The sequence below is a fragment of the Streptomyces sp. NPDC089919 genome (assembly GCF_040684615.1).
Taxonomy (GTDB): Bacteria; Actinomycetota; Actinomycetes; order Streptomycetales; family Streptomycetaceae; genus Streptomyces.
In genome coordinates, this window is the sequence record NZ_JBFBGK010000132.1 from 1 (window position 1) to 19,556 (window position 19,556).

General features: G+C 73.8%; 19 protein-coding genes and 1 pseudogene. 9 read left to right on the forward strand and 11 right to left on the reverse strand.

Going from position 1 to position 19,556, the window contains the following annotated elements:
* Positions 1-137: 137 nt before the first annotated feature.
* The 4 genes from AB0O40_RS33750 to allB all read right to left on the reverse strand — a co-directional run bounded on the left by AB0O40_RS33750 (position 138) and on the right by allB (position 5,270).
* Positions 138-1,334, reverse strand: a complete 1,197-nt coding sequence (locus AB0O40_RS33750) for a cytochrome P450 (RefSeq protein ID WP_365049344.1) — start codon at positions 1,332-1,334, stop codon at positions 138-140.
* 78 nt (positions 1,335-1,412) lie between these two features.
* On the reverse strand, positions 1,413-2,342 hold the full coding sequence (locus AB0O40_RS33755; RefSeq protein ID WP_365049346.1) for a DMT family transporter: 930 nt from the start codon (positions 2,340-2,342) through the stop codon (positions 1,413-1,415).
* 463 nt (positions 2,343-2,805) lie between these two features.
* The gene (alc, locus tag AB0O40_RS33760) at positions 2,806-3,924 is read right to left on the reverse strand and encodes an allantoicase (protein WP_365049348.1); all 1,119 of its coding nucleotides are present in this window, start codon (positions 3,922-3,924) and stop codon (positions 2,806-2,808) included.
* Between the two features lie 2 nt (positions 3,925-3,926).
* Entirely contained in the window at positions 3,927-5,270 is a 1,344-nt protein-coding gene (gene allB / locus AB0O40_RS33765; protein ID WP_365049350.1) for an allantoinase AllB, read from the reverse strand.
* Positions 5,271-5,598: 328 nt separating this feature from the next.
* Between allB and AB0O40_RS33770 the strand changes: the two genes are divergently transcribed.
* Entirely contained in the window at positions 5,599-6,405 is an 807-nt protein-coding gene (locus AB0O40_RS33770) for an IclR family transcriptional regulator (RefSeq protein ID WP_365049352.1), read from the forward strand.
* Positions 6,406-6,538: 133 nt separating this feature from the next.
* Here the strand turns inward: AB0O40_RS33770 and AB0O40_RS33775 are convergent, their stop codons facing one another.
* Together AB0O40_RS33775 and AB0O40_RS33780 are read right to left on the reverse strand one after the other, a co-directional pair.
* Positions 6,539-7,255, reverse strand: a complete 717-nt coding sequence (locus tag AB0O40_RS33775) for an ABC transporter ATP-binding protein (protein WP_365049377.1) — start codon at positions 7,253-7,255, stop codon at positions 6,539-6,541.
* A gap of 17 nt (positions 7,256-7,272) precedes the next feature.
* The gene (locus AB0O40_RS33780; RefSeq protein ID WP_365049354.1) at positions 7,273-8,352 is read right to left on the reverse strand and encodes an ABC transporter permease; all 1,080 of its coding nucleotides are present in this window, start codon (positions 8,350-8,352) and stop codon (positions 7,273-7,275) included.
* 133 nt (positions 8,353-8,485) lie between these two features.
* On the opposite strand from AB0O40_RS33780, the gene AB0O40_RS33785 reads away from it, so the two are divergent.
* From AB0O40_RS33785 to AB0O40_RS33795, 3 genes and pseudogenes are all read left to right on the forward strand, one after another.
* Positions 8,486-9,706, forward strand: a complete 1,221-nt coding sequence (locus AB0O40_RS33785; RefSeq protein ID WP_365049356.1) for a sensor histidine kinase — start codon at positions 8,486-8,488, stop codon at positions 9,704-9,706.
* Positions 9,703-10,332 (forward strand): response regulator transcription factor, encoded by a 630-nt coding sequence (locus tag AB0O40_RS33790; protein WP_365049358.1) that lies wholly within the window; start codon positions 9,703-9,705, stop codon positions 10,330-10,332. The genes AB0O40_RS33785 and AB0O40_RS33790 overlap by 4 nt, the downstream gene beginning before the upstream one ends.
* Before the next feature lie 99 nt (positions 10,333-10,431).
* Positions 10,432-10,827: pseudogene (locus AB0O40_RS33795) on the forward strand (ATP-binding protein); the annotation flags it as partial.
* Positions 10,828-10,884: 57 nt separating this feature from the next.
* Here AB0O40_RS33795 and AB0O40_RS33800 read toward each other — a convergent pair.
* The 3 genes from AB0O40_RS33800 to AB0O40_RS33810 form a co-directional block, all read right to left on the reverse strand.
* Positions 10,885-11,304 carry a hypothetical protein gene (locus tag AB0O40_RS33800; protein WP_365049379.1) on the reverse strand — a complete coding sequence of 140 codons (420 nt, stop codon included), beginning with the start codon at positions 11,302-11,304 and terminating at the stop codon, positions 10,885-10,887.
* 123 nt (positions 11,305-11,427) lie between these two features.
* Positions 11,428-11,985 carry a DUF1062 domain-containing protein gene (locus tag AB0O40_RS33805; RefSeq protein WP_365049359.1) on the reverse strand — a complete coding sequence of 186 codons (558 nt, stop codon included), beginning with the start codon at positions 11,983-11,985 and terminating at the stop codon, positions 11,428-11,430.
* A 194-nt stretch (positions 11,986-12,179) separates the two neighbouring features.
* Entirely contained in the window at positions 12,180-13,649 is a 1,470-nt protein-coding gene (locus AB0O40_RS33810) for a PLP-dependent aminotransferase family protein (RefSeq protein WP_365049361.1), read from the reverse strand.
* 87 nt (positions 13,650-13,736) lie between these two features.
* On the opposite strand from AB0O40_RS33810, the gene AB0O40_RS33815 reads away from it, so the two are divergent.
* A complete protein-coding gene (locus tag AB0O40_RS33815; protein WP_365049363.1) occupies positions 13,737-13,922 on the forward strand; it encodes a hypothetical protein in 186 nt (61 codons plus the stop codon).
* Positions 13,923-13,947: 25 nt separating this feature from the next.
* Here the strand turns inward: AB0O40_RS33815 and AB0O40_RS33820 are convergent, their stop codons facing one another.
* A complete protein-coding gene (locus AB0O40_RS33820) occupies positions 13,948-14,934 on the reverse strand; it encodes an NAD(P)-dependent alcohol dehydrogenase (RefSeq protein ID WP_365049365.1) in 987 nt (328 codons plus the stop codon).
* Positions 14,935-15,036: 102 nt separating this feature from the next.
* Here AB0O40_RS33820 and AB0O40_RS33825 point away from each other — a divergent pair, with 102 nt between their 5' ends.
* A complete protein-coding gene (locus AB0O40_RS33825) occupies positions 15,037-15,693 on the forward strand; it encodes a TetR/AcrR family transcriptional regulator C-terminal domain-containing protein (protein WP_365049367.1) in 657 nt (218 codons plus the stop codon).
* A gap of 42 nt (positions 15,694-15,735) precedes the next feature.
* Positions 15,736-16,407, forward strand: coding sequence for a C39 family peptidase (locus AB0O40_RS33830; RefSeq protein WP_365049369.1), 672 nt, complete (start codon positions 15,736-15,738; stop codon positions 16,405-16,407).
* A gap of 28 nt (positions 16,408-16,435) precedes the next feature.
* Here the strand turns inward: AB0O40_RS33830 and AB0O40_RS33835 are convergent, their stop codons facing one another.
* Positions 16,436-16,714, reverse strand: coding sequence for a DUF5955 family protein (locus tag AB0O40_RS33835; RefSeq protein WP_365049371.1), 279 nt, complete (start codon positions 16,712-16,714; stop codon positions 16,436-16,438).
* A gap of 143 nt (positions 16,715-16,857) precedes the next feature.
* On the opposite strand from AB0O40_RS33835, the gene AB0O40_RS33840 reads away from it, so the two are divergent.
* Together AB0O40_RS33840 and aceB are read left to right on the forward strand one after the other, a co-directional pair.
* Positions 16,858-17,481: a nucleotidyltransferase family protein gene (locus AB0O40_RS33840; RefSeq protein ID WP_365049373.1), complete on the forward strand. Its 624-nt coding sequence runs from the start codon at positions 16,858-16,860 to the stop codon at positions 17,479-17,481.
* Between the two features lie 377 nt (positions 17,482-17,858).
* Positions 17,859-19,478 carry a malate synthase A gene (gene aceB / locus AB0O40_RS33845; RefSeq protein ID WP_365049375.1) on the forward strand — a complete coding sequence of 540 codons (1,620 nt, stop codon included), beginning with the start codon at positions 17,859-17,861 and terminating at the stop codon, positions 19,476-19,478.
* Positions 19,479-19,556: the final 78 nt, after the last annotated feature.

The window sequence follows — 19,556 nt, forward strand, 5'->3', positions numbered from 1 at the left end:
GCGGCAGGCCCACCCCTGGGACTTCGCGGCTTCGCCGTGGCCCTCCGGGCCATCCCAGGCCCGGGCCTGCCTCCGGACCAGCCTGCCACACCCCCGCAAACGCCTCCCCGCACATCCCGACCCGCAGGGTCAGGCGGCTACCACCGCACCGGCAGCCGCTTGACGCCGCGGATCAGGGAGTGGCCGATCCACTCGTACGACCCGGCGGACTCGTCGAGCGCCAGGTCGGGGAAGCGCTCCAGCAGCGCCCGGATCGCGATCCGGGCCTCCATCCGGGCCAGCGGGGCCCCGATGCAGAAGTGGATGCCGTGGCCGAAGGCCAGGTGGCCCTGGGGCGCCCGGCGGATGTCGAAGACCTCCGGGTCCGGGTAGCGCTCCGGGTCGTGGCTGGTGCCGGCCAGCGAGATCAGCACCGGGTCGCCCTTGAGGATGGTGACCCCGCCGATCTCCACGTCCGCGTGGGCGAAGCGGAAGGTGGAGTTCTCCACCGGTCCGTCGTACCGCAGCATCTCCTCGACCGCGCCGTCCAGCAGGCCGTCCATGTCGGCCTTGAGGGCGGCCAGCTGCTCCGGGTGGGCGAGCAGCGCCCGGACGCCGTTGGCTATGAGGTTGACCGTGGTCTCGTGGCCGGCGACCAGCAGCAGGAAGGCCATGCCCACCAGCTCCTCGCCGTCGAGCTGGTCGCCGTCCTCGTCGGTGGTCCGGATCAGGGCGCTGAGCAGGTCCTCGTCCTCGCGGCCGGTCTCCCTCTTGAGGGCGATCAGCTGCTGGAGGTAGACCGCCATGTCCTGGAGGGCCTTCAGCTCGCTCTCCGGGGTGCTGGGCGCCAGGACCTCGTTGGACATCACCCGGAAGGCGTCCCGGTCCAGGTCCGGCACGCCGAGCAGCTCGCAGATCACCGTCATCGGCAGCGGGAAGGTGAAGGCGCCGATCAGGTCGCCGCGGCGGGCCGGGTCCGCGGCCATCGCGTCGAGCAGCGCGTCGGTCAGCTGCTGGACGCGCGGGCGCATGGCCTCGATGCGGCGGCCGGTGAACTCGCGGGCCACCAGGCGGCGCAGCCGCGTGTGGTCCGGCGGGTCCAGCTCGAGCATGTTCGCGTTGACCTCGCTCGCCCGGGTGTTCTCGGCGTAGCGCTCGTGGACCCGCCAGTCCTTGCCCAGGGCCGGGTGGGCCAGCGCCTGGCGGCCCTCCTCGTGCCCGACCACCAGCCAGATCTCCTCGCCGCCGGTGTCCTTGACCTTGTGGACCGGTCCGGCCTCGCGCATCTCCTTGTAGTACGGGTACGGGTTCTCGTTGAAGTCCGCTGCGTACCCCGTGATGTCCATCAATGGCATGGTGCGCTTCTCCCCCGTTTGACTGATGGTCAGCCTACGATCGGCCACCATTCGAGGGGACGTCTTTCGGTCAGGCGTTCAGGACGGCCGACCCGCTGCGGCCCGGCGGCCCCAGGCGGTGCCCGCGAGCACCAGCACGGCGCCCATCAGCCCCCAGGCGCCCGGCTGTTCACCCGCGACGGCGATGCCGGCGACGGCCGCCCACAGCGGTTCGGTGCCGAGCAGCAGGCTGACCCGGGAGGGCGAGGTCCGGCGCACCGCCCACATCTGCACGAAGAACGCGAAGAGCGTGCACAGCAGGGCCAGGAAGAGCAGCCCGGCCCACTCACCGGCCCCGAAACCGGCGGCCGTTGTCCACGGCGCGGGCCCCGCGCCGGGCAGCGCGGCCAGCACCGCGAAGACCGCCAGGGCGCCGCCGAACTGCACCGTGGTCAGCGGCAGCGCCTCGGCGCCCCGCAGCGACTTGATCCGGGCCATCACCAGCACGTGCGCGGTCCGCACGACGGCCGCCAGCAGCATCAGGAGGTCGCCGAGGGAGGGGGCGGTGAAGCCCCCGCCCTGGGTGAGCAGCACCACCCCGGCCAGCGAGAGGCCGGCCGCGGCGAGGAAGGCGCCGGAGGGGCGGGAGCGGGTGAGGGCGGCCTCGCCGAGCGGGGTGAGGATCATCGTCAGGCTGATGATCAGCCCGGCGTTGGTGGCGCTGGTGTGCACCACCCCGTACGTCTCCAGGACCATGACCGTGCCCAGCACCAGGCCGAGCAGCAGCCCGCCCCGCCACTGGGCGGCACTCAGTGCCGCGATGCCCCGGCGGGCGGCGACCAGGAGCACCGGCAGGGCCAGCCCGAAGCGCAGGACCAGGACGGCGGCGACGGTCTCGGGGGTGGAGATGTCCTTGGCGGCGAGGTAGCTGCCGCCCCAGACGACCGCCACCAGCAGCACGAGCAGGTCGGTGGACGCGCCGCGGCGCAGGCCGGCGGCGGGGGTGGCGAGGGCGGGTGCGGTGGTCACGGGCCGGGCCTCCGGGGGTGGTGCGGAGTGGAGACGACGGCGGCTCGCACGAGGGGAAGATCACGGTAGCGGGGCGGGGCGGCCGCGGCACCCCCAATTCCGTACGGGCGTACGGGGCTCCGGGCGCGGGACGTACCGGGCTTCGGGCTCCGGATGCGGGCGTACCGGGCCGCGGCGAGCGTACGGCCGGGCGTACCGGCCCCCGGGCATGCCGGAGCGGCCCGTACCGGCGCTGTCTTCCGGTACGAGCCGTTCCGATTTCCCCCCGCGCCCGCACGGCGCAGGGGGGCGGTCCCTGGCCCGCGACCGGTGCTGTCGTTCCGGTGCGGGGCCGGGTGGTCCCCCGGAGGGGAGTCACGGGCGGGTGTCGCGCCGCCCGGGTCTGACGGGGGCCGGTGTCGGCCGGCCCCCGGGGTGGGGCGGGGCCGGGGTCAGCCGGCCCGGGGGTGGGGCGGGGCCGGCGTCAGCCGCCCAGCTCCTGGTGGCGGGCGGTCAGCGCGGCCGAGCCCTGCTCGGTCAGCGAGCCGTACAGCCGCAGGCGGGAGAAGCCGCCGTCCGGGAAGATGTCGATCCGCACGTGGGTGCCCACGGCCGGGGCGTCCAGGACGAAGCGGTGGTTGGTGTCGGGCTGCAGGCGGGTGCGCGGCAGGAACTCCGTCCACTCGCCCTCCTCGCCGGTCTTGACGGAGAGCGAGGCCCAGCCCGCCGAGTTGCCCTTGAGGTAGGCGGTGTCGATCTCCACGGCGCGGATCTCGGACTCGGCCACCAGCTGGTAGCGGATCCAGTCGTTGCCGTTGTCGCGGCGGCGGGCGGTCTCCCAGCCGTCGTCCATCTTGCGGGAGCGGCCCGGGTTGATGGTGTTGGTCGGCGGGGAGTAGAAGCGGTTGGACGCGTCCTGGACGGCGCCGCCGTTCTCCAGCGCGACCACGTCGAAGGAGCCGAGCGCGTCGAGCCACTTCGGGTCCGGCAGCACCTCGCCGTACACGCGCAGGCGGGCGATGCCGCCGTCCGGGTGCTGGTTGACGCGCAGGTGCGTGAAGCGCTGCTCGGCCGTGACCTCGAAGCCGTTGGCCGCGTGGCCGCCGACGGGGGTGCGCGCGACGATGGTCGTCCACTTGACGCCCTCGCCCTGGAGCTCGGCCGGGGTCGGCGCGAGGGCGCCCTCCCAGTTGGTCGCCTCGACGGAGACGGCCTGCGGCATGTTGCCGCGGAAGTGGGCGGTGTCCACGACGATGCCGCGGATCACGCCGGGGGCGCCCAGGCGGACCAGCGCCCAGTCGTGGTCCTCGGCGGTGGGCCAGGGCTGCTCGGCCGAGATGCCGCGGCGGCGGCGGGTCTCCCAGCCGTCCATGACCTTGCCCTTGTGGCCGAAGTCCTCGGGGTCGAAGTGCGCGGCCTCGGAGATCAGCAGGTTCTCGCGCTGGGCGAAGAACTCGTCGTTGGCCTCGATGACACCGGCGCCGAGCTCACGGGCCGCGAGGTTCGCGTACTGGGTGAACGGGAACTCCGCGGTGCGGTAGTCCGCGTACGGGTCGCCGCCCCCGTACGGGTTCGCGTTACCGGTGAAGGATTCAATCGCCACTGTCAGTTCTGCCTTTCAAGGAGTCGGCCGGTGGGCTCGGTCGGGGTGCCGTGGTCGGCGATCCGCTCACCGCGCAGCCAGGTGGACTTCACGACGCCGTGCAGGGTCTTGCCCGCGTACGCCGTGACCTGGTTGCGGTGGTGGAGCTCGGCCGGGTCCACGGTGAAGGTCTCTTCGGGGGCCAGCACGGCGAAGTCGGCGTCGCGGCCGGCCTCGATGGCGCCCTTCTGGGCGAGGCCCGCCAGGTTCGCGGGGGCCGCGGACATCCAGCGCACCACGTCCTCGAGGGAGCGGCCGCGCTTCCTGGCCTCGGTCCAGATGGCCGGCAGGCCCAGCTGGAGGGAGGAGATGCCGCCCCAGGCGGTGGAGAAGTCCGCGGTCTTGAGGTCCGCGGTGGAGGGCGAGTGGTCCGAGACGATGCAGTCGATCGTGCCGTCGGCCAGCGCGTCCCAGAGGAGGTCCTGGTTGGCGGCCTCGCGGATGGGCGGGCAGCACTTGAACTCGCTGGCGCCGTCGGGGACTTCCTCGGCCGTCAGGGTGAGGTAGTGCGGGCAGGACTCGACGGTGATCCGGACGCCCTCGGCCTTGGCCGCGGCGATCACCGGCAGCGCGTCCGAGGAGGACAGGTGCAGCACGTGGACGCGTGCGTTCAGCCGCTTGGCCTGGGCGATCAGGTTCTCGATCGCGGTGTTCTCGGCGTCCCGCGGGCGGGAGGCGAGGAAGTCGGCGTACTTGGGGCCGGGCACCACGGGCGCCGAGTCCAGGTGGTGCGGGTCCTCGGCGTGCACGATCATCAGGCCGCCGAAGCCGCTGATCTCCGCGAGGGAGGCGGCCAGCTGGTCCTGGGTGAGCTCGGGGAACTCGTCCACGCCGGAGGGCGACAGGAAGCACTTGAAGCCGAAGACGCCGGCCTCGTGCAGCGGGGCGAGGTCCTTGACGTTGTCCGGCAGGGCGCCGCCCCAGAAGCCGACGTCCACGTGCGCCTTGGCGCGCGCGACCTCCTGCTTGACCACCAGGTTGTCGACCGTGGTGGTGGGCGGCAGGGAGTTGAGCGGCATGTCGAGGAGGGTGGTGATGCCACCGGCGGCGGCCGCGCGGGTGGCGGTCCAGAAGCCCTCCCACTCGGTGCGGCCCGGGTCGTTCACGTGGACGTGGGTGTCGACCAGGCCGGGCAGCAGGACGTCGTCCCCGAAGTCCTCGAGGCGGGCGCCGGCCGGCACCTCGGCCTCGTACGGCAGCACGGCCGCGATCTTCCCGGCGGCCACGGCCACCGAGGCGGCGCGCGTCCCCTCGGGGGTGATGACGCGCGTCGAGCGCAGTACCAGTTCCACTGCCACGTCGGACACCCGGAACCTCCCCATCTACTTCCACAGAGTGAAATTCAACGTTCTGTTGACGGAGTCTGAACCCCAGGCCGGAAGCCGTCAAGAGCGTCCGGCGGGACCGCTGAGGCGGATGGGCCGCAATTGGATGTTTCCACAGGATGGAATTAAGATTTCGCTCTACAGAATGTAGCTACCACCACGGCAACGCGGCGGGACCAGTTCGCACCCCTGTCCGGCACCCGGACAAACCCACTCTGACCGGCGGGGACGGCCGCGCCCCGGCACTAGGGCCGCCGCCCAGCGCCGGGTAGGCTGCTTCCTTGCCTGCCAGCACCGAAAGGACCGCGCCGTGCCGACGTCCAGCGCCAGCACCACCGACGACGCCGCCTCCCGGCCCACCGCCGCCAGCGGTGGCGTCCAGTCCCTCGAGCGCGCCTTCGACCTCCTCGAGCGGATGGCGGACGCCGGGGGCGAGGTGGGCCTCAGTGAGCTCTCCGCCGCCAGCGGACTGCCGCTGCCCACCATCCACCGCCTGATGCGCACCCTGGTCGCCTGCGGGTACGTACGACAGCAGCCCAACCGACGGTACTCCCTCGGCCCCCGCCTGATCCGGCTCGGCGAGTCCGCGTCCCGGCTGCTGGGCACCTGGGCCCGCCCGTACCTGGCCCGGCTGGTGGAGGAGACCGGCGAGACCGCCAACATGGCCCTGCTCGACGGCGACGAGATCGTCTACGTCGCCCAGGTGCCGTCCAAGCACTCCATGCGCATGTTCACCGAGGTCGGCCGCCGGGTGCTGCCGCACTCCACCGGCGTGGGCAAGGCCCTGCTGGCCTACACCCCGGCCGACGAGGTGCGCGCGCTGCTCTCCCGTACCGGGATGCCCGCGGCCACCGAGAAGACCATCACCACCCCGGACGGCTTCCTCGACGCCCTGGACCAGGTCCGCAAGGTCGGCTACGCGGTCGACGACAACGAGCAGGAGATAGGGGTCCGCTGCCTCGCGGTCTCCGTGCCGAACTCCCCGACCGCCGCCGCAATCTCCATCTCGGGCCCGGCCGGCCGGGTCACCGAGGCCGCCACCGAGCGGATCGTGCCGATCCTCCAGGGGATCGCCGAGGAGCTGTCGGTGGCGCTGGCGAACCAGAACCCGGCGTAACGGCCCGTACGTCCGTCCTGTACGGGCGTACAGGACAGACGTACGTGACGGACGTGTCGGACAGACGTACGTGACGGACGGTCGTACGTGACGGCCGTCCGTCATGTACGACCGTCACGTACGTCCGTACAGGTCAGGGCGAGTCCTCCGTGAGGCGGCCGTCGGTCATGGTGACCGTGCGGTCCATCCGGTCCAGGTGCGTGCGGTCGTGGGTGACCAGCACGGTCGCCGTGCCCCGCTCCCGGGTCAGCCGTACCAGCAGGTCCAGGACGGCCGCCCCGCGCTCGTGGTCCAGCGCGCTGGTCGGCTCGTCCACCAGCAGCACCGCCGGTTCGTTCATCAGCGCCCGGGCGATGTTCACCCGCTGCCGCTGCCCCCCGGAGAGCTGGTGCGGCCGGCGGCCCGCCTGGGCCGCCAGGCCCACCGCGTCCAGCAGTTCCAGGGCCCGGCCGCGGGCGGCCCGCTCGCCGCGGCCCGACAGGTGCGCCATCACCTGGAGCTGTTCCGCGCAGGTCAGCGAGGCGAGCAGGTTCGGCTGCTGGAAGACGATGCCGATCCGGTCCCGGCGCAGCGCGGCCTTCTCGGCCGGGCCCAGCCCGCCGGTGTCGACCCCGTCCACCACCACCCGCCCCGAGTCCGGGGTGACCAGGGTGGCCGCCACCGCCAGCAGGCTGGACTTCCCGGAGCCGGAGGGTCCGACCACGGCCGTCAGGCCGCCCGCCGGGACCGCGAGGTCCACCGCGTCCAGGGCGGTCAGCCGCCCGTCGCCGTCGGGGTAGGTGAGGGTGACGCCCTCCAGGCGGAGGGAGCCGTCGCGACCGGCCGGGATGCCGGTGGCGGGGTTCGTCATGCAGTCGGTCGGGTGGTTCATCGGGCGCTCCCGAGGGCGGTCAGGGGGTCGACGGCGGTGATCCGCCGGATGGACAGGGCAGCGCCGATCACACCGAGCACGATCATCACGGCGGCCGGCACCAGCACGGTCGGCGCGTCCAGCACGAACGGCACGTCCCCGCCGCTGATCACGGCCCCGAAGGCGGCGGCCAGCCCGGTGCCCAGCCCCGTCCCGGCGGCCAGCATCAGCACCGCCTGCCCCAGCGCGTCCTTGAGCAGGTAGGGCGTCGAGGCGCCGAGCGCCTTGAGGACCGCGATGTCGCCGCTGCGCTGGATGGTCCACACGGTGAAGAAGGCCCCTATGACCAGCGCGGAGATGGCGAAGAGGAAGCCGCGCATCAGCTGGAGCGAGCCGTTCTCCGCGGTGTACGAGCCGATGGCGGTCAGCGCCTCGTCCAAGGGCTCGGTCTTCGTACCGGCCGCCCGGTCACCGGCCGCCAGATCGGCCGCGCCGGTCACCTCCAGCGCGATCACCGTGGCCGTCGGCCCCTGCTCCGGGCCGCCGCGGCCCAGCCGCCCCCAGTCGTCGAGGGTGGTCCACACGACCGGCGTGTGGCTGTACGCGGCGCTGCCCGCGACCGCGGCCACCGTCAGCTCGTGGCCGCCCAGGGCGAGCCGGTCGCCCGCGGCCACCCCCAGTTCCGCGGCCGCCTTCTGCGACAGCACCGCCTTGCCCGGCGCGAGCCCGGCCGGGGCGATCCCGGCGTCCGGCGCCACCCCGAAGGCGGAGACCGCGGCGGTCCGCTCCCCGGCCGTGCCGTTGAGCGTACGGATCCCCAGGGGCTGCGCGGAGCCGACCCCGGACCGCCCGGCCCAGCTGCGCCAGGCGCTCTCGGGCACCACCGAGTTGGTGAAGGAGACCTTCTGGTCCCCGGCCGGGGCCGCGAAGGCCAGGTGGGTGGCGGGCAGGCCGGTGATGGCCGAGGTGTTCTCCCGGGCCAGCCCCGAGGTCAGCCCGGACAACAGGCCCACGAGCAGGGTGATGAGCACGACGACGGCGCCCATCAGGGCGAACCGCCCCTTGGCGAACCGGAGGTCTCTCCATGCGACGAACATGCCCCCACCCTGGTCGGCGGGGCCCCCGCGGGGCATCGCGCCACGGGAGCCTTCCGGGTATCGAAGGTGGCATCCGGACATCAAACTTTCGGTTGACCGGCGGCCGGGACGTCCGGCTTAGGCTGGTTCCGCCATGGATCTCCGCACCGCCCCCGCCGACCCGGCCGCCGACGCCGCCGCCCCGCCGCCAGGTCACGACCGCCCGCTGACCCCCGTCCTGCGCGTGCTGCGGCTGTGCCTGCACGCCCTGCTGCTGGGGCTGCTCGCGCTGGCCGTGGTCCGCGCCGAGCACGCCGGGGCGGTCGCCGCCGCGGCCGTGATGGCCGTGGTCTACGCGGCCGGGGTGCTCAGCCCCGCCGTCCAGCGTTCGCCGCGCGCCGGCGCCCTCTGGCTGGCCGCGCTCTGCGCCTCCTGGCTGGGGCTGCTCGCCGCCTCCCCGGAGGGCCTGTGGCTGGCCTTCCCGCTGTACTTCCTCCTGCTGCACCTGCTGCCGCTGCGCTGGTCGCTGCCCGCGGTCGCGCTGGCCGCGGCCGCCGCCATCGGCAGTTACGTGTGGCACGGCGCGGCCCTGAACCCGGGCGCCTTCATCGGCCCGCTGATCGGCGCGGCCGTGGCCGTGGCGACCGTCCTGGGGTACCAGGCCCTCTACCGGGAGAGCGAGCGGCGCCGGGAGCTGATCGAGGAGCTGATCGCCACCCGCGCCGAGCTGGCCGACGCCGAGCGCACCGCCGGGATCATGGCCGAGCGGGAGCGGCTGGCCCGCGAGATCCACGACACCCTCGCCCAGGGCCTGTCCTCCATCCAGCTGCTGCTGCGGGCCGCCGAGCGGTCCCTGCCGCAGGGCTCCGCCGCCTCCGAGCACATCGCGGCCGCCCGCCAGGCCGCCCAGGACAACCTCGCCGAGGCCCGGCGCTTCGTGCGCGCCCTCACCCCGCCCGACCTGGAACACGGCTCGCTCGCAGCCGCCCTGGAACGGCTCTGCGCGGGCGCCCCGGGCCCCCGGGTGCGGTTCTCCCTCAGCGGTACGCCGGTGGAGCTGCCCACGCCGTACGAGGTGGCGCTGCTGCGGATCGCCCAGTCGGCGCTGGCGAACGTCGTCCGGCACGCCGCCGCCGGGCGCGCCGAGATCACCCTGACCTTCATGGACGCCTCGGTCACGCTGGACGTGGTGGACGACGGCCGGGGCTTCGCCGCCCCGGCGGCCCTGGCCCGCGCCGGCTCCGGCGACGGCGGCTTCGGCCTGCCCGCGATGCGGTCCCGGGCCGAGTCCCTGGGCGGCACCTTCACCGTCGAGTCCGCCCCCGGCCAGGGCACCGCCCTGGCCGTCACCCTCCCCCTGGAGCCGACCCCATGACCATCCGCCTCCTGCTGGCCGACGACCACCCGGTGGTACGGGCGGGCCTGCGGGCCGTGCTGGACACCGAGCCGGACTTCACGGTGGTGGCCGAGGCCGCCACGGCCGAGCGGGCCGTGGAGCTGGCCGCCGCGGAGCCGGTGGACGTGGTCCTGATGGACCTCCAGTTCGGCACCGGCATGCACGGCTCCCAGGCGACGGCCGCCATCACCGCCCGCCCGGGCGCCCCGCGGGTCCTCGTCCTGACCACGTACGACACGGACGCGGACATCCTGGCGGCGGTGGAGGCGGGCGCCGCGGGCTACCTGTTGAAGGACGCCCCGCCGGAGGAACTGGCCGCGGCCGTCCGCACCGCCGCGGCCGGCCAGTCGGCCCTGGCCCCGGCGGTGGCCCACCGCCTGATGGACCGCATGCGCACGCCTGCCGAGTCCCTGACCAAGCGCGAGCTGGAAGTCCTCCAGCTAGTCGCCGACGGCCTCTCGAACCAGCAGATCAGCAAACAGCTCTTCCTGAGCCAGGCCACGGTCAAGTCCCACCTGGTCCACATCTACGCCAAGCTGGGCGTCGACTCCCGCACGTCCGCGGTGGCGACGGCGGGGGCCCGTCGGTTGATCAGGACGCCGTGACGTTCACAGCGCCCTCCTCATCTGCTCCAGCAGGTCGATGGTGGCCTCGCGGTCGAGGGCCTGCGAGCGGAGCCTCCCATAGCGCTGGAGCATGGCGCTGTGAAGCCCTCGCCCGCCGGACCGGCGGTTACCGTACGTGCGTTCACCCAGCGGTTCTCCGCCATCCGGCGCGGGGCGCGGCTGGCGCGGCTGCTGGCCGCGCAGCAGGCCGTGGACTGGGGCGTGCCCCGGGGGTCGGCCGCGCACGACACCCTCGTACTCGTCGTCGCCGAGCTGGCCACGAACGCCGTGCTGCACGGCCGGGTCCCGGGCCGGGACTTCGAACTGCGCCTCGTACCGGGCTCGGACACGATCCGGGTGGAGGTCTCCGACACCCACCCGCGACCCCCGGCGCCGAACGGGACCGGCCACGGCCTGCTCCTCGTACGGGCCTTGACGACCGCGTGGGGCGTACGGGACCGGCTCGGCCCCGGCAAGACCGCCTGGGCCGACTGCCCGCTGCGGCCACCCGGCTGGAGGCACGCCCCAGCCGGGGGCCGGGCCGCGGCACGGTCAGAGCTTGGCGATGTCCTTGTGGATCACCACGACGCCGCCGTCGTGGTAGCCCGCCAGACGCACCTTGAGCGGGTGGCCCGCCGGGGCCTTGATCACCATGCCGGGCTGCTCGACGAGGGTGCCGCCGTTGCAGGAGGGCTCGGACTGGATGATGCTCCAGCCGTCGATGCCGTTGGGGTCGTTCCACTGGAGCCAGGCGCAGTCGACCAGGCCGCCGGTGGCCTCCACCGTGAGGATCCGGACGGAGTTCACCGCGCCGTCGATCCGCTCGTAGGTCACCCTCCCGGTGTTGTGGTGGTTGTTGAGGCCGACCTCCAGGGTGACGACGCTGGCCGGCTCGGCGGCGGCCGGGGCCGCGGTGGCGGCGAGGGCACCGGCCGTCAGGACGAGGGCGGCGGGCAGGGCGGATATGCGCATCTTCCGTCTCCACAAAGGTAGTTGGGGTGACCGGACCGCACCCTATCCACAACGACGGACAGCACCCCTGCCGCGACCTGTCAGTTCAGGCCGCGGCAGGGGGAGTTGACGCGAATCAGCCGGTCAGCTCACTCCGCGCTTCAGCGTGAAGGTGAAGTCGCCGGAGAGCCTGGAGCCCAGCCGGACGGCCGAGACGAGGCTGCCGGCCTCGATCAGCCGCTCGACCTCGGCCCGCGGGAGGCCGAAACCCTCCGCGATCAGCCGGACCGGCCGGACCGGGATCCGGGCCGCGAAGCGGACCGAGACATCGGCCACCTCGCGGTCCAGATGGGCCGAGCCGCCGGTGTCCAGCCGCCAGGCGCCGTCCCAGTCGAGGGCGATGCGGTTGCGCCGCTGCAGGATCGGATCCTGAAGCAACTCAGCTGCCAACGAAGGGTCGTTGGCGTGCAGACGGTCGAGCAGCCCGGGCCGTACCGAGCGGACGTTGGCCCGCTCGAAGACGGTGAGCTTCGCCGTGTCCCCGCACCCTTCGCAGAGGACGAGGAGCCAGGCGTCGAGCGCCTTGTGGTTGGCGTTGACACGGAACTTTCCGTGCGCCCGGAAGCGGTCCGCCCCGCAGGCGTGGCAACGGCGACGGACGAGGGGCAGGCAGGTGGCAGCGACCACCCAGGTGTCGAGCACAGGTGTACACCGGTTTCAGTGAGAAATCCGCAGCAGGAAGCAGCCCGGCGCCCTACAAACGCGGCGCCGCGCGACCGATCAGCTCAGGGGTGTCTCACTTGGTGTACAACGGCCGTCCCTCACCTCGACTACACGTCCGGCCAGCAAGGTAACGGCGCCCGCCGCCACCGCTCCACCGAATTACGCCGGGGCCGTCACGCCACCCAGTGCGGCCGGTCCACCGCGCGGGTGAGGGGGACTCCGCTGTGGAAGGCCTCGGTGAGGTGGCGGACGCCTTGTTCCAGGCGGTGGGCGGGGAGGGTGTACGGGATGCGGAGGCGGTGCTCGAAGGTGCCGGGGTCGGCGCCGAAGCGGGCGCCGCGGCCGATGTGGACGCCGGCCGCCTCCGCCCGGTCGGTCAGCGCGGAGCTGACGGACTCCCCCAGGTCCACCCAGAGCGACAGGCCGCCGGGCGGCACCCACCAGGACCACTCGGGTGCGTGCCGCTCCAGGGCGGCGATCAACGCGGCGCGCTGGGAGCGCAGTTGGTCCAGCCGGGCCGGCATCGTCTCGTCCAGCTCGCGCAGCAGCGCGATCGCCACCAGCTGGTCGAGCACCGATCCGGTCATGTCGGCGGTGATCCGGGTGGCGGTCAGCTCGGTGACGAGGTTGGCGGTGGCGCGGATCCAGCCGACCCGCAGACCGCCCCAGTGGGTCTTGCTCAACGAGCCGACCGTCAGGACGTGGTCGGCGCCGCCGCGGGGGGCGAGCGAGGCCGTCGGCGCCGGGGGCGGCACGTCCAGGGCGATGTCGGCGATGGTCTCGTCGACCACCAGCCAGGTGCCGGTGCGACGGGTCGCGGCCAGCAGCCGCAGCCGGTCCTCCGGCGGCATCAGCGCCCCGGTCGGGTTCTGGAAGTCCGGGATCAAGTAGGCGGCCTTGGGCACGGTCTGACGGAGCGTCGATTCGGCGATGTCCAGGTCCCAGCCCTCGTCCGAGACGGCGATCGAGGCGGGCCGCAGCCGCGCGTGCCGGATGGCGTCCAGCGCGTTGGCGTAGGTCGGGTTCTCCGTCATCACCCGGTCGCCGGCCCCGCACAGCAGGCCGAGGGCCAGCACCAGCGCCTGCTGGGCGCCGGCGGTGATCAGGATCTGCTCCGGCCGGGTGGGCAGGCCGCGGCGGGTGAAGCGCTCGGCCACCGCCTCCCGCAGGGCCGGGATCCCGTACGGGTGGTAGCCCGGGTCGCGGGCGATCTCGGCGAGCCGCGGCACCGCCCACTGCACCGCGCGCTCCAGCGAGCCCTCGGGGGCGCCCATGGCCGCGATCGCGAGGTCGATGCCACCCTCTTCGGTGGCGTTGATGCCGTGCACGCCGACCATGCGGTGGCCGTCGGGGAGCTCCGTCCAGGTCCCGGAGCCGCGCCGGGAGCGCACGTACCCGCTCTCCCGGAGCAGGTCGTACGCGGCGGTGACGGTGGCCCGGCTGGCGCCGACCGCCTCGGCGAGGTCCCGCTCGGCGGGCAGCCGGACGTGCAGGGCGACCCGGCCGTCCAGCACCAGCTCGCGGACGGCGCCGGCCAGCGCCTTGTAGCCGGGGCGGGCCGCGACCTCCGGCGGCAGCAGTGCGGCGAGCTGCCGGCTCCCGATGGACCTGTCCGCCGTCTGGACGATTCGCCCGTTCGCCATGCCAATCTCCCCTCATTGGCCCTGCCAACCAGGCCAATCCCGGGTCCACACTCCCCTCATTGGCCCCCGATTGGCAAGGAGAATCCGATGAGGAACGGTTCCGCCGGCACGACCGGCCCCCTCACCGACCGGGTGGAGCGCGCCCTCGCCGCGGACCGCGAGTCCCGCATCTCGGCCCCGCTCACCCTGCGGCTCCGCATCCCGGCCCGCCTGCGCGCATGGCGGACGGCAGCCCTCCCGCCGCTGCGGAAGGAGGCCGCCCGCCACCCGTGACGGCACGGTCGCGGCACCCGGACCGTCAGACCGTGATGACGATCTTGCCGCGGGCGGCGCCGGCCATCAGCATCTCCAGCGCCTGCGGGACCTGGTCGAGCGGGAAGGTCGCGGCCACGGCGGGGGCGACCCGGCCCGCTTCCACGTGCGAGGCCAGTTCGTCCAGGTCGGCGCGGTTCTGACGGCTGCCCAGCATCGTCAGCCGCTGCCGGGTGAAGGGCGAGCGGAGCACCGCGTGGAACTGACGGCCCATCCCCAGCCAGTCACCGCAGTCCTCGCCGCCCACGATGACCAGCGTGCCGCGCGGCGTCAGCAGCCGCCGCAGCCGCGCGAGCGCCGTGCCGCCGGCGATGTCCACCACCAGGTCGTACCCGACGCCCCCGGCCTCGATGTCCTCCCGGGTGTAGTCGAGCACGCGGTCCGCGCCCAGCGAGCGCACCAGGTCCGCCTTGGCGGGCCCGCACACCCCGGTGACCTCGGCCCCGAAGGCCTTGGCCAGCTGGACCGCGTACGTACCCACCCCGCCCGATGCCCCGGTGATCAGGACCCGCTGCCCGGGCCGGACCCGCCCGGCGCGCAGCGCCTGGAGCGCGGTGAGCCCGGACACCGCGAGCACGCCCGCCTCCGGGTGCCCCAGCGGCCCGGGCTTGGGCGCCAGGCGGTCGGCGCGCGCCACCACGTACTCGGCGAACGCCCCGCGGGCGGTACCGAAGACCTCGTCGCCCACGGCGAACCCGGTCACCCCGGGCCCCAGCGCGGCCACCGTGCCCGCCACGTCCAGTCCCGTCAGCGGACTGCGGGGCCGTCTGAGCCCCAGGGCCGCGCGCACCGCGTAGGGGTGGCCCGCCATCAGGTGCCAGGTGCCCCGGTCGACGCCGGCCGCCCGGACCCGCAGGAGCACCTGCCCGGCCCCCGGGGCCGGCCTCGCCACCTGCGCGAGGCGCAGCACCTCGGGAGTCCCGTACCCGGTCTGAACGACCGCCTTCATCGTCGCGCTGTCCATCTGCGTCATCCCGTCCTGCTCGCCCGACCTGCTGCCGTACTTAGTACGACGTACTTAGTACGGTACCGTGGGCGTCCGGTCAACCCAGCACGCAGCAGGACGGAGACACCGGTGCCCGAGCACGCACCCCTCAGCCGCGACCGCGTCCTTCGGGCCGCCGTCGGCCTCGCCGACGAGGGAGGGGTCGCGGCCGTCACCATCCGGGCCGTGGCAGAACGACTCGGGGTGAAACCGATGTCCCTCTACCACCACGTGCCGCACAAGGAGGCGATCCTCGACGGCATCGTGGACGCCGTCTTCGCCGAGATCGAACTCCCCGCCGACGAACCGGACTGGCGGGCGGCCCTGCGGCACCGCGCGCACAGTGCCCGCGACGTCCTCGGGCGGCACTCGTGGGCCATCGCCCTCATGGAGTCCCGCGCCCACCCGGGCCCGGCCACCCTGTACCACCACGACGCCGTCCTGGGGATCCTGCGGCGCGCCGGCTTCCCCTACGCACTCGCGGGGCACGCCTACTCGCTGCTGGACAGCTACGTCTACGGCTTCGCGCTGACCGAGGCGGCCCTGCCCTTCGCCCCCCAGGACGTGGAGAGCGCCGTCGGCGACTTCCTCTCGGCCTTCCCGGCCGGGGCGTACCCGCACCTGGTGGACTTCGCGGCCCACCACGTGCTCCAGCCCGGCTACGCCTACGGGGCGGAGTTCGGCTACGGCCTCGAACTGATCCTGGACACCCTCGCGACCCGCCTCGCCGCGACAGCCGGGACCTGAGCCCCGCACCCGCTCCGGCGGCCGGCCCGTAGGCTGCGCCGCATGACGGAGTCATACCGATCAGATGCGCGGGCGGGCCACCTGCGGGCCGCCGGTCACGGCGACGCCGTCCGGCACGAGGTGCCGTACCACGCGCAGTGGGAGTCCGCGGAGCTGGTGCCGGAGCTGCTGGCGGGGCGGCTGGCGGCCGAGGACGATCCGCTGTGGGAGCGTTCGGGGGCCGCCACGCCGGAGGAGTACGCCTTCTGGTCGTGGCGCGTCTGCGGCATGGCCTGCCTGCGGATGGCCCTCGAGTACTGGGGCCTGCCCGCGGACGGGCTGGTGTCCATGGGGAAGGAGTTCCTGGACGCCGGTGCCTACGTACGCCGTGCGGACGGGCTGGACGGGCTCATCTACGCCCCGTTCGCGGAGCACGTCGCCCGCCGGTGGGGGATCGGGGCCGAGGTGCGGCCCGAGCTGGACCCGGAGGAGCTGCCGGACCTGCTCGCCGCGGGCCGGCTGGTGATGCTCTCCGTCCATCCCTCGATCCGGGAGCCGCAGACCCGGCCCGCCAGCCGCGGCGGGCATCTGGTGCTCGCCGTCGGGTGCACGGCCGGCCACCTCCAGATCCACAACCCCTCGGGCATGCCCGGTGTCTCCCAGCGCTTCGCCGAGGTGCCCTGGCCGGCGCTGCCGAAGTTCTTCGCCCGGCGGGGCGTGGTGCTGGGGCGGTAGCCCCCGGGCCACCGAGACGCCCGCGGCCCTACGCTCCCCGTCCCACCCCCTCCACCGCCTCCCGCACCCCCTTGAGGGCCGGCGCGAGGGCGCTCACCGAGCCGAGGGCGCCGGCCAGGGTGAGGAGGCAGCGGTGCAGGCGAGGGAGGTCGGCCCGGGTGGCCGGCGCCATGCCGGCCAGGGTGGCGAGTTCGTCCTCCGCGATGGCGCGCTCCGGAAGGCTGCCCCGGTAGGCGGCCAGTTCCCGGCGCAGCCGGGACACGGCCGCTCGCAGCGCGGCCGCTCCGGTGTCCTCCTCGCCCTCCACGCGCGCAGTCAACCGCGCCCGCGCGCCCCGCGCCACCACCCACACGCGGCGGCCCGCACCGCCACCGTCGCCAACCGGCCATCCGGGCACCCCGGCCGCGACCTGATCCCCGTACCGCCTCCCCCAGGTGGTAAGCAGTCCCCATGGAGACCCAGCCCCAGAACCAGCCCCCCGCCCCGCCCGTCGCCGGCCTGCTCCTCGCCGCCGGTGGCGGCCGCCGTCTGGGCGGGCGGCCCAAGGCGCTGCTCACGTACCGCGGGCGGCCGCTGGTGGAGAACGCCCTGCGGGTGCTGCGGGACGCCGGGTGCGGGCCGGTCCACGTGGTGCTCGGCGCCTCCGCGGCCGAGGTGCGCGAGCGCGCCGACCTGACCGGCTGCACGGTGCTGGACAACCCCGACTGGGCGGAGGGCATGGGCTCCTCGCTCCGCGTCGGCCTGGCCTCGCTCGCCGCCGCGAGCCCGCGTCCGGCCGCCGCCCTGGTCTCGCTCGTCGACCAGCCCGGCATCGGCGCCGAGGCCGTCAAGCGGGTGCTCGCCGCCTACCGGTCCCCCGCGACCCTGGCCGCCGCGGCGTACGACGGGGAGCGCGGGCACCCGGTCCTCTTCGGCGCCGACCGCTGGGCGGACATCACCGCCACCGCGACCGGCGACCGCGGTGCGCGTGTTCACCTGACAAACCACGCGGCGGACCTCACTCTGGTCGAGTGCGCCGATATCGCGGAGCCGTACGACATCGACACCCCGGCCGACCTCGCCCGGCTCGAATAGCCGGGCCGGCCGGCCGGTCCGCCGCGTCCACCCGCGTCCCCACCTGCGCCGATACCCGATCTTCGGTGGCGGATCGGCACAGATCCGCTCGAGCGCGGGCAGTGACGGAGGTGGCACTCAGCGCCATCCCGGGGTCGGGACCGGGCACGGTTCTGTCGACCAGAAGAATCTCGACATCAACAAACCATTGAACTTCCACCACGTGGAAATTACTATCCACTGGTCAGAAGCGCCCTGAACCACAGACGGCGCCCGCGACCGTATTCAGGAACTCTCCCCGCCCGGCGGCACTCCGTGCCGCGAAGGCCGGACTGCACGAACGAGCAGCACGAGCATTCCCGCGGCCGCCAGGCACCGCCGCTGAAGGAGTGACAGATATGTCAGCACCAGCGCCGTCCCCGCTGGCCATCGTCGACGCCGAGCCCCTGCCACGGCAGGACGAGGTCCTCACAGAAGCGGCGCTGGCCTTCGTGGCCGAGCTGCACCGGCGGTTCACCCCCCGCCGCGACGAGCTCCTCGCCCGTCGCGGCGAGCGGCGAGCCGAGATCGCCCGCACCTCCCACCTCGACTTCCTCCCGGACACCGCACAGGTCCGCGAGGGCGACTGGAAGGTTGCGCCGGCCCCGGCCGCGCTCAACGACCGCCGTGTGGAGATCACCGGTCCCACCGACCGGAAGATGACCATCAACGCCCTGAACTCGGGCGCCAAGGTCTGGCTCGCCGACTTCGAGGACGCCTCGGCTCCCACCTGGGAGAACGTCGTCCTCGGCCAGCTCAATCTCATCGACGCCTACGAGCGCCGGATCGACTTCACCGACCCGCGGTCGGGCAAGTCCTACGCCCTCAAGCCCGCCGCCGAGCTCGCGACCGTCGTGATGCGGCCCCGCGGCTGGCACCTCGAGGAGCGCCACCTGCGCTTCGACGGCCGCCCGGTCCCCGGTGCGCTCGTCGACTTCGGCCTCTACTTCTTCCACAACGCGCAGCGCCTGATCGACCTCGGCAAGGGCCCGTACTTCTACCTGCCGAAGACCGAGTCGCACCTGGAGGCCCGCCTCTGGAACGACATCTTCGTCTTCGCCCAGGACTACGTCGGCATCCCGCAGGGCACCGTCCGCGCGACCGTCCTGATCGAGACGATCACGGCGGCGTACGAGATGGAGGAGATCCTCTACGAGCTGCGCGACCACGCGGCGGGCCTGAACGCCGGCCGCTGGGACTACCTCTTCTCGATCGTCAAGAACTTCCGTGACGGCGGCGAGAAGTTCGTCCTGCCGGACCGCAACGCGGTCACCATGACCGCGCCGTTCATGCGCGCCTACACCGAACTCCTGGTCCGCACCTGCCACAAGCGCGGCGCGCACGCCATCGGCGGCATGGCGGCCTTCATCCCGTCCCGCAAGGACGCCGAGGTCAACAAGGTCGCCTTCGAGAAGGTCAAGGCCGACAAGGACCGCGAGGCCGGCGACGGCTTCGACGGCTCCTGGGTCGCCCACCCGGACCTGGTGCCGATCGCGATGGCCTCCTTCGACGCGGTGCTCGGCGCCAAGCCGAACCAGAAGGACCGGCTGCGCGAGGACGTCGCGGTGGCCCCCGGCGACCTGATCGCCATCGACTCGCTGGACGCGAAGCCCACGTACGACGGCCTGCGCAACGCCGTCCAGGTCGGCATCCGCTACATCGAGGCCTGGCTGCGCGGCCTGGGCGCGGTCGCCATCTTCAACCTGATGGAGGACGCCGCCACCGCCGAGATCTCGCGCTCGCAGATCTGGCAGTGGATCAACGCGGGCGTCGTCTTCGAGAACGGCCAGCTCGCCACCGCCGACCTGGCCCGCGAGGTCGCGGCCCAGGAGCTCGCCGCGATCCGCGCCGAGATCGGCGAGGAGGCCTTCGCGGCCGGCAAGTGGCAGCAGGCGCACGACCTGCTGCTCCAGGTCTCGCTGGACGCGGACTACGCCGACTTCCTGACCCTCCCGGCGTACGACCAGCTGGTCGGCTGATCCACCGGCGCGGGGCCCCGCCGCCCCCCCGGGCGGCCGCCGCCCCCCCGGCCCCCCCGCACAACGCCACTCAAATAC